The organism is Microlunatus sp. GCM10028923, from assembly GCF_042666975.1.
In the GTDB taxonomy this organism is placed as follows: Bacteria; Actinomycetota; Actinomycetes; order Propionibacteriales; family Propionibacteriaceae; genus Microlunatus.
In genome coordinates this window covers 230,415-245,060 of sequence record NZ_JBHTFF010000003.1, presented here as the reverse complement: position 1 = coordinate 245,060, position 14,646 = coordinate 230,415, and the positions used below count along the sequence as shown (strand labels likewise).

The 14,646-nt window shown below is 69.1% G+C and carries 9 protein-coding genes; 3 read left to right on the top strand and 6 right to left on the bottom strand.

What is annotated here, in order from left to right; genetic code table 11:
• Position 1: 1 nt before the first annotated feature.
• The 3 genes from ACFQU4_RS08320 to ACFQU4_RS08310 all read right to left on the bottom strand — a co-directional run bounded on the left by ACFQU4_RS08320 (position 2) and on the right by ACFQU4_RS08310 (position 3,991).
• On the bottom strand, positions 2-1,270 hold the full coding sequence (locus ACFQU4_RS08320; RefSeq protein ID WP_377489460.1) for an ABC transporter substrate-binding protein: 1,269 nt from the start codon (positions 1,268-1,270) through the stop codon (positions 2-4).
• A 61-nt stretch (positions 1,271-1,331) separates the two neighbouring features.
• A complete protein-coding gene (locus ACFQU4_RS08315; protein WP_377489457.1) occupies positions 1,332-2,936 on the bottom strand; it encodes an FAD-dependent oxidoreductase in 1,605 nt (534 codons plus the stop codon).
• Complete coding sequence (locus ACFQU4_RS08310; protein ID WP_377489454.1) at positions 2,933-3,991, bottom strand: LacI family DNA-binding transcriptional regulator; 1,059 nt, start codon at positions 3,989-3,991, stop codon at positions 2,933-2,935. Before ACFQU4_RS08310 ends, ACFQU4_RS08315 begins: the two co-directional genes overlap by 4 nt.
• Before the next feature lie 40 nt (positions 3,992-4,031).
• On the opposite strand from ACFQU4_RS08310, the gene ACFQU4_RS08305 reads away from it, so the two are divergent.
• On the top strand, positions 4,032-6,485 hold the full coding sequence (locus ACFQU4_RS08305; RefSeq protein ID WP_377489451.1) for a hypothetical protein: 2,454 nt from the start codon (positions 4,032-4,034) through the stop codon (positions 6,483-6,485).
• Between the two features lie 7 nt (positions 6,486-6,492).
• Here the strand turns inward: ACFQU4_RS08305 and ACFQU4_RS08300 are convergent, their stop codons facing one another.
• Both ACFQU4_RS08300 and ACFQU4_RS08295 read right to left on the bottom strand, forming a co-directional pair.
• A complete protein-coding gene (locus ACFQU4_RS08300) occupies positions 6,493-7,083 on the bottom strand; it encodes a hypothetical protein (RefSeq protein WP_377489448.1) in 591 nt (196 codons plus the stop codon).
• A gap of 320 nt (positions 7,084-7,403) precedes the next feature.
• The gene (locus ACFQU4_RS08295) at positions 7,404-8,198 is read right to left on the bottom strand and encodes an IclR family transcriptional regulator (protein ID WP_377490522.1); all 795 of its coding nucleotides are present in this window, start codon (positions 8,196-8,198) and stop codon (positions 7,404-7,406) included.
• A gap of 94 nt (positions 8,199-8,292) precedes the next feature.
• On the opposite strand from ACFQU4_RS08295, the gene ACFQU4_RS08290 reads away from it, so the two are divergent.
• Positions 8,293-10,950, top strand: a complete 2,658-nt coding sequence (locus ACFQU4_RS08290) for a putative Ig domain-containing protein (RefSeq protein ID WP_377489445.1) — start codon at positions 8,293-8,295, stop codon at positions 10,948-10,950.
• A 154-nt stretch (positions 10,951-11,104) separates the two neighbouring features.
• On the opposite strand, the gene ACFQU4_RS08285 is transcribed toward ACFQU4_RS08290, so the two are convergent.
• Positions 11,105-11,803 carry a sensor histidine kinase gene (locus tag ACFQU4_RS08285; RefSeq protein ID WP_377489442.1) on the bottom strand — a complete coding sequence of 233 codons (699 nt, stop codon included), beginning with the start codon at positions 11,801-11,803 and terminating at the stop codon, positions 11,105-11,107.
• A 105-nt stretch (positions 11,804-11,908) separates the two neighbouring features.
• Between ACFQU4_RS08285 and ACFQU4_RS08280 the strand changes: the two genes are divergently transcribed.
• Positions 11,909-14,644 (top strand): LuxR C-terminal-related transcriptional regulator, encoded by a 2,736-nt coding sequence (locus tag ACFQU4_RS08280; RefSeq protein ID WP_377489439.1) that lies wholly within the window; start codon positions 11,909-11,911, stop codon positions 14,642-14,644.
• Positions 14,645-14,646: the final 2 nt, after the last annotated feature.

The following is a 14,646-nucleotide window of genomic DNA, read 5'->3' as shown; positions in this document are numbered from 1 at the left end:
GTCACTTGCTCAAGATCGGAGCGATCGCGGAGCAGACCGAACCGAGCACGGCGGGGATGTCGGCATCCGGCTTCCAGATGGCGTCCAGGGCGGTCTTGCCCTTCTGCGCGATCTCGGCCGGACTGGTGTGGTTCGGCAGCGTGACCGCGTCCGGCAGTTGATCAACGACGACCGCCTGCAGCTGAGCGGCGGTGACCTTCTGGTTGTTCGCGGCCAGCTTGTCCCCGGTCAGCAGCGACTTCCGCGGCGGCGGGAAGAACTGGGCCAGCTTCTCCGCGTTGGTCGGATTCGTCAAGTAGGCCAGGAAATCCCGTGCCTCTTCCGGATGCTTACTGGACGTGAGGACGCCGACGCCGGCCTGCCCGAGGACGGCGTAATCGCCCTTCGGACCGTCCGGCAGCGGCACCAGCTCGTGCTTGAACGTGCCGTCCAGCAGCGAGGCCCGGGACACCTGGGCGACGGTGAAGGCGGCGTCGCCGGCGAAGAAGTCGGCGGTCGTGCCCGGGCCCGGCATGGCCTTGGTCTTGAACGCCGCGTCATGCAGGAACCGGAACGCCTGTTGCATCTCCGGGCTGTCGAAGGTGCAGGTCTTGCCGTCCGGACTCCAGGCCGAGGCACCCCAACCGGTCCACACCGTGGCGAGCGTGTTCCAGGACGTGTAGTCGAAGTCGCGGATCACGAAGCCGGCCTTGCCGGTCTTGGCGTTCACCGCGGCACCCGCCTCAGCCACCTGGTCCCAGGTCAGGCCATCGGTGTCGATCTTCAGTCCGGCCTCCGCCAGCAGGTCGGTGTTGACGTACAACGCGAACGGAGAGTTCGAGAACGGGTAGGCGTACAGCTGGTCGTCCTTGCTGAACTCCGCGGTCACGCTGCCCAGCAGGTCGTCGTACTTCCAGCCGTCGGTCGCCTTCAGCTTGTCGGTCAGCGGCAGCAGCGCGTCGGAGGCGATCAGGTCCTTGGACAGGTCGCCCATCCAGGCCAGATCGGGCGCGTTGCCGCCGGCGATCTGGGTGGTCAACGTCGTGTTGTAGTCGGCGAACGGCAGGCTCTCGAAGGTGATCGAGGAAACCTCGGGATGATCGGCCCGGTAGGCGTCGCCGATCGTGTCGAAGAGCTTGAGTTGATCTTCGTTGGAGGTCCAGACGGTCATCCGCAGGTCGACCTGATCGGTCTGCGCACCCGGGTTGGCCGGCGTGGTGCCGCAGGCCGCGGTCAGGCCGATCGCCGTGGCCAGCGCGAGCGCGCCGAGCAGCTTCCTTGCTGTGATCATGGTGTTTCCCCTTGTGTGGTTCAGCTTGTGCAGTTCTTCGTACGGGTGGTGGGAGGCCGAATCAGTAGCCGACGACTTCGGGCCAGCTCAGCTCGACTCCGACAGCGACGAGCACGGACTGGAACTGATCAACCAGGCCCGGGTCGGTCGCGACCTGCTGCGGGGTCAGGCCGCGGTCCAGGCAGAAGGCGGCCAGCTCGCCGGCCGACTCGCCGATGTTCCACTCCACCGGGTGCAGCCGGTAGGCGCCGTTGGTGATGTGGGTGGTGCCGATGTTCTTGGCCGCCGGCAGCAGATTCCGGGTCCGGACCGGCACCAGGGCGCCGAGCGGAATCTCGAACGGTGCGCACTCGACATCGATGTAGTTGTCGCCACCGGTCGAGGGGTGCAGATCGATCCGGTACATCCCGACCCCTACCGATCCCTCGAACCGCGCCGGGCCGTCGTAGCCGCGGACCTTGATCGAGACGTCCTGCTCGCGGATCGTGGTGAGGGCCTTGATCCGCCGGGACTCCCGGATGTACGGAGCCTGGGCGAAGCCGTCGTCCGTACCCACCAGATCGCCGCGCAGCCGCAACCCGGGCCAGCCCCGGCCGCCGTCCGGCCGCGGCGCCTCGGTCTGCAACCAGTAGACGTAGGCCCGAGCCTGCGCCTTGGCCCGAGCCAGGTGATGATCACGATCGGGGGCGTCGATGATCGAACCACCGACGTAGTCCAATTGGGGCCAGTTCGCCAGCACGATGTCGCTGTCGTAGAAGCCCTCGGCGAAGGTCTGTCTGGCCGCGATCCGCCGAAACTGCCACAGATCCTGATCACCGGCGTCGACCCGCGGGTCCCCGGTCACGTCGACCTCCGGATTGACGATCATGGTCCGCTGCTCCGGCACCAGCGTCCGCGGGTTGGGGGCGGTGAAGGAGAGCATGGGTGCGCCCCAGAACGGCAGCTCGTAGGTACGCCAGTGGTCGTAGTCGGCTGGCCGGTCGATCGTGTGATCGCCGTCGACATGATCGAAGACGAAGCACCACGCGATCGACTGCACGTTCGCCGGATCGGGCTGCTCCGGGGCGCTCGGCTCCCCGTACTCGGCCCGTGACTCGGCGCCGACCGCGTACTCGGTGCCGGTCAGCGGCAGCAGGTCGCCGGTCTCCGTTCCGTCCAGGACGAACGCGGCGCTGATCTTGGTCTCGGCGCCGGTCCGTGGATCCACGACGGTGACCGAGGAGACCACACCGTCGGCGACCGCTGCGGCCACCGGTACCGCCGGCTGCAGCACCGTCAGTCGGCCACCCGCCCGGTACGGATCGAGCAGGGCGTTGATCACCGCCAGCGCCACGCGCGGCTCATGACAGAGCCGGCTGACCCGGCCCCGACCGGGATTCAGCTCGCGGTCGGCCAGGGCCGTCGGCGACAAGGGATAGTTGGCCCGGTAGTAGGCGCGGATGTTCTCGCGCAGCCGGCGGTAGCGGGCCGTGACACCGAACCGCTCCACCCAGATGTGCTCGTCCGGCGGTACGGCCTGGGACGTCAGCTGACCGCCCAGCCAGGCGAACTCCTCGGTCAGGACCACCCGACGGCCGCGCTGCAACAGGGCGAGAGCGGCGGCGACCGCGCCGAGCCCGCCGCCGATGATCGCCACCTCGGTGTCGATCGTGCTGGTCATGATCATGATCCGTCCTGGTCTGGGTTCGGCGCGGTGACGATGGTGTCGCCGGGCTCGACCTCGGCCCGCATCAGCCGCTGGGTGTCGAGCCCGGGCCAGCTCTGCGGATCGGTGATGATCAACTGCTGCAGCAGTTCGAGCGCGGCCGCGGCGACCTGCTCGCGCGGTACGTGGAATCCGGCCAGGGCGTGGCCGTCGGTCCGATGGCCACGCACCTCACCGAGGGCCGCGATCGACAGGTCGGCGGGCACCGACAGCCCGGCGGCGGTCAACGACAGGATCACGTCCTCGGTGAGGAAGGCGTCCTCGCCGATGATCATCGTCGCGCCGGTGGCCCTGGCCAGTCGGGGCAACTCGGGGATGCGCTCCTCGCCGACCAGCAGGAAGGACAGCTGGCCGGACGCCGAGGCGGACTCGACCGCGCCGCGCCGATCCCGGGCGGTCGGGCTGTCCCGACCGCGATGGACGTACAGGGCCTGCTGATGACCGGCCGCCGCGGCCGCGGCGATCAGCTCGTTGGTGGGAGTGACGTAGTCGATCCCGACATACGGCACGGCGGCCGTGGTCTCGTCCCGGCGGCCGACCGCCACGAACGGAAACTGCTCGGCCACCAGCCGGCCCAGCTCCGAGCCGACCATCTGCTGACCGAGCAGGATGCAGCCGTCGGCCAGCCGAAGCCGGGTCCGGCGGTGGAACAGGCTCCGGGTCCCGTCCTCGACCGGCGAGGAGGTGAAGAACAGCAGGTCGCAGCCGATCCGCTCGGCTGCCCGCTCGAGCCCGTTCAGCAGCGGCCCGTAGAAGTCCATGCTCTCCGGCGACAACGCCGGCTCGTAGGTGAAGACGCCGACGATCTGGTTGTCCAGCCCGGCCAGCCGGCGAGCCGCCGGATCGGCCACGTAGGTGGCCTGCTCGATCGCCTGCTTGACCCGGGCCCGGGTCGCTTCCGGGATCCGTACGTTCGTCCCGTCGCGGTCGTTCAGCACCATCGACACAGTCGTCTGGCTGACCCCCGCGATCTGGGCGATCTCGCGCTGGGTGACCCGGCGTGGCTTGGACGGCATCGTTCCTCCACGGTGATAATCCCTATTGGCAACTACGACGGTGACCCTAGCCCGACGTCGATCGCAATGCAAGCAGAGCCTTGACAGCAAGGGGAATCGCTGCAAGGGTTCCATTCATCGATTCGCTAATAGGTATTATCAGGAGTTGACGATGACGTCTTCCCAGCTCAGTCGGCGCGGTTTCCTGGGCGCCGCCATGGCGGCCGGAGTCGTACTGGCCGCCGAAGCCACCCCGATCACCGCCCACGCCGCCGATGGCGACGTGACCCTGACCGCCGGCGGGATCAGCCTGCTGGCCAGCATCGGCGGCCGGCTCGCGATCCGTGACACTACCGGCGTGACCCGCTCGGCCGGTTCCAAGTTCCAGGTCAAGGACAAGATCACCGGTGTCCACCTGTCGACCGGCGGCACGCCGACCCTGAGCACGCTGCCCGACGGGACCCCGGCGATCCGGATGGACTACACCTTCGACGCGGCGGCCGGCGCGACGACCGTGGTGGGCTGGTTCACGGTGGCCACCAACCAGGCTCACCTGGAATGGCGGATCAACGGGGCCGCGACCTTGCTGCCCGAGGGCTTCCTCTTCAGTCGGTCCATCCAGGCGCCGACCGCGCCGGATGACTACATCGCGGTCACGGAGTGGGTCCGCGATGCCGGCGGCGGCATTCCGTACGAGGACTCCGTGGGCGTCGCCCACACCTCGACCTGGGGTAGCCAGCACGGCCTGTTCTTGTTGGAGCGTTCGAAACTGGACTTCACCAACGCGAGCTGGATCCACGCCCCGGGTATCGCTCAGCAAGCCGGCGGCTGGCTCAGCCAGACCGAGTTCTTCTTCTCAGCCACTCGCCCCTCGGCCACCGTCACGATCGGCCGCGGCTACGAACTCGGTCTCGAACTCACCACCAACGCCGATTTCAACCTGTACGAGGCCGCCGGGCAGTCGATGGAGCTGACCGCCAGAGTCGCCAACGGCGGTCCGGCGAAGAGCGTCGAGCTGGAGCTCTGGGTCCGCGACTTCAACGGGGCGCAGGTGGCGGTGACCACGGTCAGCGGGAACATCGCCGCCGCCGGCACCTGGCAGCACACCTTCGCCGTGCCCGCGCCGGCCGCCGGGATCGTGCTGGCCGAAGTGGTGGTCCGTTCGGGTGCCGACGAGGCGTTCGCCCGGACCAACCTCGCGGTGCTGCCACCGTTCAGCTATCAGGCCGGGGCGGACAGCATGTTCGGGATCGCCAACTACCCGTGGCTACAACGGCCCAGCGCCGGCGCGCTGCTGGACCTGTGGCAGCGGGCCGGCATCAACCTGGTCCGGATCTCGTACGAGGGTGGGCCGGGGTTGCCGCCGTCGGCGTTCGATGCCCGCGGCATGCAGCACAACATTGAACTGCAGCCGTCGCTGGACGCGACCGACGCCGTGGCCGCGACCTGGGCGGCCGAAAAGCTCGCGGTCGCGGTCGACGCCGGGGCCGAATACTTCGAGGTCGGCAACGAGCTGAATAGGCCGTTCAATACCGGCGATGCGGCGGTGGCCTACCTGACCAAGGCCTATCGGCCGGTCTTCGACCGTCGGGCCGCGACCGGCGATCAGATCAAGCTGATGAGCAACGGGCTGGCCGGGATGGACAAACCGTGGGTGGAGAAGTTCATCGCCGCCGGCGGTTGGGACCTGATCGACGCGTTCGCCTATCACCCGGGCCGGGGCAACTTCACCCCCGATTTCATCCCGCCCGGCGACGATTGGGGCGCGGGCTCAACCGGTTACTACTGGAACTTCTATGGCGGGCTCAAGCAGCTGAAGACGATCATGGCCACCCATGGCAGCAAGGAGATCTGGCTGACCGAGGCCTACGCGGCAACCAAGCCGAACAGCTGGTGGCACGACACGTACCGGCATGCCGCGGAGAACATTCTGCTGACGCTCGTGCTGGCCAAGGCCGAGGGCATCCGCTGCGTGTGCTGGTATCAGTTCCACGACTCGGTGCTCGGCATGACACAGGTCGCCAACCCGGAGAACGTCGAGTATCACTTCGGGCTGATGAACCGGGACTTGTCGCCGAAGCCGTCCCTGCTGGCGTACGCCAACGCGGCCCGGACCCTGGACCGGGCCACCTTCGGTGGCTGGCTGACCTTCGCCGACAGCCACACCAAGGGGTTGTGGTTCGACACCCCGGACGGTCCTGCCGTCGTGCTCTGGAACCGGGCCGACGGCTATCTGCTCAACACCGCCGGCACCCGGACCGACTGGCACTTCCCGGCCCCGGAAGTCTGGGTGGACCCATGGCCGACCAAGACGCCGGTGACGGTCGAAGCCGGCGCGGCGACAGTACGGCAGGTCGACGTGATCGGTCAGGTCACGCCGCTGCCGATCACCGGCGGCCAGGTGAGCCTGACGCTCGATGGAGCCCCGCGCATCTTCTACGGACTCAAGGTCCGGCCGACCGGAACCGGCGGCCACACCCTCGCCGGCTGCCGGATCCGCCGGCCGCGCAGCTAGGGCGTGTCTAGGGCGTGCCGGTCGCCGGCATCCGCCCGGCTGTTGACTCGACTCCTCTTCCGATGATCAGGGTGACCCCGAGCACGGCCCACACGATTCCCCAGCCGGCGATGCCAAGCAACGACTCGGAACCGAGGATCACGAGCGGAAACATGAGCAGCAGGGGGTACACCCCAACGATCAACACCGCCCACCCCCCACGGCCGGCGCGGGCGCGGAGCACCCCGACCCCTGCCAAGATCATTCCGATCGTGGTGATCAACAGCGCAATCGGCAGCAACGGGCTGAAATCACTGCCCAGGCTGAGACAGTGCGCCTCGCCTGCGACATAGGCAACCCGGCCGACCAGGACTACCCAGATGCCGCTCTGGGCGAGTCTGCCTCTGCTTGCCGCCAGTCCCAGCAACCCGATCAAGGCCGCGAGGAAGGTGAAATGGATGATCATCCACACCAGTTCCGCGATGACGAAGGTCGCACCACTGAATGGGCCGAAGAACTCGCTGATCACTCCAATCGTCATCCAGCCGGCTCCGCCCACGGCAAACAAGGCGCCAGACAGCCGGCTTCGGGTCGACACCTCCGTACTGCTCCGCTCCATGACTCCCACTCCTTGATCACGAGACCCTGCAGCACAGGGAGATCAGCAAAGGCCGATCGATCACCGAGCCTCGCAGGGCCGAGCCCACGACAGAACCCGGCTGCCCTCGCATCTCAGTGGAGGCTCGCCGCCAGGCAAGAAGGAGGTTGACCTCACGAGGTACGCCTCCGGGGGTCGGTCCCATCGGACCAGATCCGCGCGACGATCACCGGAGCGGTCAACTGCTCGAAGGAGCCGACCTGTGCGAAGTCAGTACACAGCTGTCGCCACGGTCCGGCGGGCTCGGTTCCTGCCCGTGAATCGACTCATCCAGACCGGGGTCAGGGCCGGGACGCGGCCCGGTAGACGTCGGCGATGGTCGCCTGGTCGGGCTCCGGCACCGGATAGTCGGCCAGCCCCAATTGTTGGGTGAGCGCCCGGCCCGCCTGCCACAGCTCGCGTGCGACGCCGAGCACCTCGGCTGCGGTCAGCGCCCACGGGGCCGAGCAGCCTACGGCCCAGGACGGCTTGCCAGGACGGCGCCAGACCGGCACAGCGACCCCGGTCGCACTGACCCGCGGCGACAGGCCGGCCAGCGGCACCCGCAGCCCGACCCCCGCTTCACGGAACCGAGTCAGCACCTCCCGCCACCGTTCCGCGTCCCAGTCGGTCGAGTGATCGTGATCGGCAACGTAGTCGGCCCAGGTCTCCGGATCCTCGTGGGCAATCAGCAGCCGGCCGGTGGCGACGTCGAGGACGGACAGGTCGGTCACCGGGGTCCGGCCGACGGTCACCAGGTCAGTGCCGGGGCTGTACGCGACCTCCTTCGCGCGGTCCGCGATCAGGGCCACCGCAATCGCACTGTGCCCGGTCGCCGCGGCGATCCGGTCCGTCGCACCGTTCAGCGCATTCTGCAGCGATTCCTCGCCGGCCGAGGCGATCGCAGCGGCCCGCGGGCCGAGCCGGTAGGACCCGTCCGTGTTGGTGGCGTAATCCTCCTCGACCAGTGTGATCAAGAGGTTGTGGGTCGTCGACGGCGCCAGCGACACCTGCTTGGCGATGATCGACAAAGGCACCGCGGCGTCGGCGATCGCCAGCACCTCGAGGATCTTCAGCGCCCGGCGCACCGACGTCACTCCAGCCAACCCGCGACCCTTTCCGATCCGACCCCACCGTCACGATGACAGAAGAGTAGCCCCCGGACGGACATGGCACCTCCGAAGCCGATCCGTGCCGTTTCGGTCCACTCGACAGGTTGAACGCGCCGCGGCCGCCTTGGTGGTCCGACCTGGACGGATCGATGCTGGCTGTAGTCGCCGTTGGCCGCGGTGCGCGGCAAGATGCCGGGCACCTTCCGTACCGGCAAGGAGTGGAGGGCAGCCTCCAGAACGATTGGCGGGCCGCCGGGTTCCGACCGTGCTCTCGGACCGAGAAGCTCGGACACGGCCCGTGATCGACTTTGCGAACCGGGCCAGTTCAACCGCCGAAGGGGATCCTCACGTGCCAATGCCACTCGCATCGACCGCCGCGCCACGTCGGCGCAGCGCTCGCCGCGCCACCGTGACGCGGCTCGCCGCCGCGACCATGCTGACCGTCGGCCTCTGCTGGCCGGCGGTGCCCGCCGCAGCGGCCACCACGGACGTCGACACCGCAGCCGAACTCGCCGCCGCCTTCCAGAGAACCGGCGCCGAGGACCAGGAGATCGTCCGGCTGACCGGCGACATCGACGTGACCGCCGAGGACAACGCGATCTCGGTCGCGACCGGCGCGGGGGTGGTGCTCGATCTCAACGACCACGCCCTGACGATCACCGGCCAGGCCGAACGCGCCGCCATCGAGATCCCCGAGACCTCGGACCTGATCATCCGGGACGCGGGCACCCGGGGGACGCTCACGGCGGTCGGCGGGCAGGGTGCAGCGGGGATCGGCGGCAACGCGGGTCGTGGCAACGGAGCGATCACAATCAACGACGGCACGGTCGACCTGAAGGGCGGAGAGCGCGGTGCCGGAATCGGCGGCGGCGCCAACGGTGCGGGTGGAGCGATCACGGTGAACGGCGGGACGATCACCGCGCGCGGAAGCCTCGACGCTGCTGCGATCGGAGGCGGTGCCAACGGCGACGGCGGCACGATTGCCGTCAACGGCGGAGACATCCGCGCCATCAACAACTCCAACGGAGCCGGCATCGGTGGCGGCGGGTATGCGGCGGCCGGCTCGATCACCGTCACCGCCGGCCGGGTCGAGGCGAGCGGCGGCGCTGGCGGTGCCGGAATCGGTAGCGGATCCGAAAGCGACGCCGGAGGCAGCATCACCATCGACGGCGGCACCGTCCACGCGTCAAGCCACTACTCGGCCGGGATCGGCGGCGGATCCGGCGGCGAACCCATCGCATCGATCACGATCAACCAAGGCACCGTGACGGCCAGATCCTCGAGCGGAGCCGGCATCGGCGGCGGACGCGAAGCCGGCACCGGACCGGTCACCATCAACGGCGGAACGGTCGAAGCGACCAACACCGGGTTCGGCAGCGCCATCGGTGCCGGTGTCGGCAGTCACGGCAGCGCTGTCACGATCGGCAAGGCCGCCGTGGTCTCCGCAACATCGGAGTCCGGTACGGCGATCGGAGGTCACCCACGTCCAGAGGACGAAGAGCTCCGCTTCGGCTCGCTGGAGATCGCCGGCGAGCTGACCATCCCCTCCGGCTTCCTGGCGATCCCGGACCAGGTGACGGTGATCAACTCCGGAGTGATCACCGGAGCCGGCTCGATCAGCGGAGGTGGCACGATCGAGAACACCGGCACGATCCGCAAGACGATCAAGGTCGCGGACTCGGCCAAGGTGACCCGGAACAACTACCTGGTCACGTACGACCCACAGGGCGGCACGGGCCGTAGTCCGGACCGCTACTCCGTCTACGCGCCGACGCTCGAGACGGCTGGCTACCAGGTCCCCACCGGGCCGACCAGGGATGGGCACCGCTTCCTCGGCTGGTACCCCGGACCTGACAAGGCAGGCACCAGGCTGGCGGCCGACACCACCCTCGGCCAGGGCAACGGACCGGCCGACGTGCCCTACTACGCCGCCTGGGAAGCCACCGCCGCGCCCCAGATCACCGGACCCGAGTCCGCCGCCTTCACGGTCGGCGAGAACGGCAGCTACACGCCAACCGTGACCGGCAGCCCGAAGCCCACCGTCACTGCGACCGGGCTTCCGGACGGTCTCAAGATCAACAAGGACACCGGCGAGATCACCGGCGCGCCGAGCGCCGGCTCCGAGGGATCCCACCTGGTGACCTTGAAGGCCTCGAACGGCACCGACCCCGACGCGGCCTTCGAGGTCCTGATCGACGTCCGGCCGGCGCCGGTCACCCAGTTCGAGCTCCAGGTCACGCCGACCGAGACTCGGGTCGGTGAGCGACTGATGATCACCGGCTCCGGGCTGCCAGAGGGCACCAAGATCAACCTCGAGTTGGCCTCCGACCCGGCCGCCCTCGGCACCGCGACCGCCGGGCCCGACGGCAGCTTCGAATTCAGTACCACCGTCCCCGACGGCACCACGCCCGGAGCTCACCGGGTGATCGGCACGGCCGACCTCGACGGGCGGATGATCAAGGACGACGCACCGGTGCGGATCCTGGCGGACCAGGACCCGGACGCGGCCGCCGGTGACGACGAGGACCCTGACGCCGCCACGGACTCCGATGCCGATCCCAGCGACGACGACGCCTCCGGCGACGCGGATCCGGCCGACGGCGAAGCCGCGGCCGACGATGAGGAGGAGTTGCCGAGCACCGGCACCGATCTCCCGCTCGGACTGCTGATCGGCGCCGGATGTCTCCTGCTCACCGGCAGCGGCATCGTCCTGATCGGCCGAAGCCGCCGCAGCTGACGAGAGTGTCCAGCGAACCCGACTGGCCGCCGCCGGAGGACGACGACCTCCGTCGCGGGATCCGGCCAGTCGGGTTCCGGCCGCCGATCCGCACGGCACGACTTGATCATCACACGACTTGATCATCATCAGGAGGAGGTTCTCCCGCGAGAGATCAGGTATCTCGTCGTTCTCTGTACTCGCTCGAGTCCAGCATGATCATCGTCGGGATCCGAGCCTGGACCATCGCACCGCCGTTGATCGCCTCGGCCATGGTCATCGATCCGTTCACGGTCCGGATCCGATCCCGCAGTGCGGTGAGGCCGAACCCGGTGCGGACCGACGAGGGCAGGCCGGAGCCGTCGTCCTGGATCTGAATCCGGATCGTCCCGTCCGACCGCGTCAGTCGGACCGCGACCCGGGTGGCACTGGCGTGCTTGATCACGTTGGTCAGCGCCTCGGCCACGAAGAAGTACGCCGATTCCTCAACCACAAGAGGGAATCGGGCCGTTCGCAGCTCAGCCGATGAGGTGACCGCCAGCGGGATCGGGAGCCGGCTGACGCTCGCTTCGATCGCCGCCACCAGACCAAGATCGGACAGCACCGACGGATAGATGCCGTGCACCAGGTCCCGAAGATCATCGACAATCCGCTGTGCGGCTCGGTACGCCTCGTTGATCAACTCCCGAGCCGCTGCCGGCTTGCGGTCCAGCGAGGACCGCGCCAGACCCAGTTGCGCCACCAGCGCGACGAGTTCCTGCTGCAGACCGTCGTGCAGTTGCTGCTGGATCCGACGTCGCTCCGCATCCCGAACGCGAGCAGCCGACGCGGGCTGGGCGAGTCGATGTCGCGGACGGCTGGTTGATGGCGGCATGGGTCTCCCTGGTGGGCCGTTGCTACCACCATCGCCGGTCCGAGCCTCGGACATCACCCCCCGATCGGGTGGCACCGGCCGGGCCAACGGATGGAGAATCGCGGGGTGACCCGGGTTCTGGCGACAGCCGCGACTCCGTTCCCGGTCCGGTTGACCACCTTCATCGGCCGGGCGACCGAGTTGCGCGACGTTCACGCAGCGCTGGACCGGCGACGTCTGGTCACCCTGGTCGGGCCCGGCGGCGCCGGCAAGACTCGGCTCGCGATCGAAGCCGCGCAGGCATCGACCGTCGACCAGAAGTGGTACGCCGACCTCGCGCCGGTCGACGGCGACGGGGTCGAGGCAGCCTTGGCTGCGGCGACCGGTGCCTCGGAGGGTCCGGGTGAGGATCCGTTGCTGGCGACGGTACGGAGAATCGATGCGGCGCGGGCCCTGCTACTGGTCGACAACGCCGATCTCGTCCTCGACGCATGCGCTCAGGCGGTGGAGTCCCTGCTGAGATCGTGTCCGGGCCTGGTCGTACTGGCGACGAGCCGGGAGCCGCTGCGGGCAGAGGGCGAGGACGTCCTCAGGGTCCCGCCGTTGTCACTGCCATCCGGCACCGGGGACGGCGACGCCGTACGGCTCTTCCTGGACCGGGCCCTCCTGGCGCCGGACTTCGAGGTACGCGACCGGGCGACTATCGACGAGATCTGCCGGCGGCTGGACGGGATGCCGTTGGCGATCGAACTGGCGGCGGCCCGGGTCGGGACGCTGTCGGTCGCCGACATCGCGGCCGGTCTCGCCGACCGGTTCCGGCTCCTCTCGAACGGACCGCGCACCGGGGACGACCGTCAGCGCAGCCTCTCGGCATCGGTCGAGTGGAGTTACCGGCTGTTGACCGAGACCGAGGCGATCGCCCTGCAGCGTCTCTCGGTCTTCCGCAGCCCGTTCGTCGCCGACGCCGCGTCAGCCGTCATCGCCGGCGGTCCGATCGATCCGTCGGAGGCGTTGCCGTTGCTGGCCCGGCTGGTCGAGAAGTCCCTGGTCATGATCGACGAGAGAGCCGAGACGACGCGTTACCGGTTGCTCGAGACCATCCGCGACTTTGCCGGCGAACGGCTCGCCAGCCACCCCGAGGACTCCGTGGCGGCACGGAATCGACGGCTGCGCTATTTCTGCGAGCTCGCCGGACAGCTCGAGCCGGTGCCGTGGGCTGACGTACCGAAGGAGTTTGTCACCCGCCTGGAGTCCGAACTCCCCGACATCACCGATGCTCTCGCCTGGGCCGAACAGACCGGGGACGTCGACGACGCGTTCCGGCTGATCTGGGGTCTCACACGATTCTGGCGAGACCGAGGGCGGGCGATCGACGGCCGGATCATTGCCCGGGCCGTCGCCGCCGACGGCGGCACCGCAGCCTGGCGCGCCCGCGCCTACCTGACAGCGACCCTCGCCGGACTGTCCCGTCATGATCATCGGGCGGCGATCGGCCACGGCGAACAGGCGATCCGTTGGGCGGTGGAGGCCGACCTCGCCGAGCTCGCCGCCATGGCCCGCTGCCTGCTCGGCTGGACCTACCTGCTGACGGATGCGAAGGCAGCTCGGTCAGAACTGGACGAGGCCCGCCGACTGGCCGAGGACGCGGGCAGTCCCGGGATCCTCGCCGATACCTTGACCGGCCTCGCCATGACCCGACTGGGAGCCGATCTGCCAGCGGCTCGGGTGCTGGCCGAGCAGGCGCTCACGCTCGCCCAGCAGCACAGTATCCGCCTCGAGGAATGCCATGCGACGGCCGTGCTGGTGTGGATCGCGTTTCACCAGGGCCGGCTCGACGAGCTCGAAGCGCAGGGAGTACGGGCGCTGGCAATGGCGGAGTCGCTGGGAGATTCGCTCTACCAAGGTTCGACGCTGGTGATGCTGGCGATCGGTGCGATGTTGCACGGGGACTCCGCCGGGGCTCGGGTGCACGTCGATGCCAGAACCGCGATGGCACGGGCGAGCGGCAATCCCGCCATGGTCCGTTTCACCGAGTCGATCGCCGCTCTCCTCGACACCGTCGACGGACGCGGCGCCGACGCCCCAGCTACGCTCAGCCGGCTGGTGCGAGCCGAGGACACCTATCCGATGGGCATGGTCGCGGTCTGGCTGTGCGACGTCTCGACCGCCGTATCGCTCGCTGCCGGTGAGCCCCTCGATGCGAGCGAGACCGCGGTCAGGGCAGCCGCGTACGCGGAGGCCGCCGACAACGACTGGGGCCGCTCCCGCGCCGACCTCGCTGCCGCGCGAGTCGAAGCCCACACCGGCGAACTCCAAGCGGCACGCGATCTCGCCCACAGTGCCCTGGTGCGGGCCGATCACCACGACGATGCGATGACCACGGTCGACGGGCTGGAGCTGCTGGCTAGGCTGGAGTCGGGGCGAGCGGAGCCGGCACTGGCGGTCCGGCTCCTGGCCGCCGCCCAGGCAACGCGCCGGCGGATCCGCTACCTCCACTCCTTCGACGGTCCGGCCGGCGATCGCCTGGCCGAGGAACTGCGCGAGCGCCTCGGCGAAGAATTCGATCAGGCCTGGGCCGACGGATCCGAACTGTCGTTAGCCGACGCGGTGGCGCTGGCCCGGCGCGGCCGGGGCCGACGCGGTCGTCCGGCGCTCGGCTGGGAGGCACTGACCCCGGCCGAGCAGCGGGTGGCGACGCTGGTCGGCGACGGACTGACCAACCCGCAGATCGCGGCCAGGCTCTTCGTCAGCCCGGACACGGTCAAGGGCCACGTCTCGGCCGCGCTCCGCAAGCTCGGTGTCACCAACCGGGCGGCGCTGGCCGCCGAAGCCACCCGACAGACCTCGGACTCATGGACATGAAT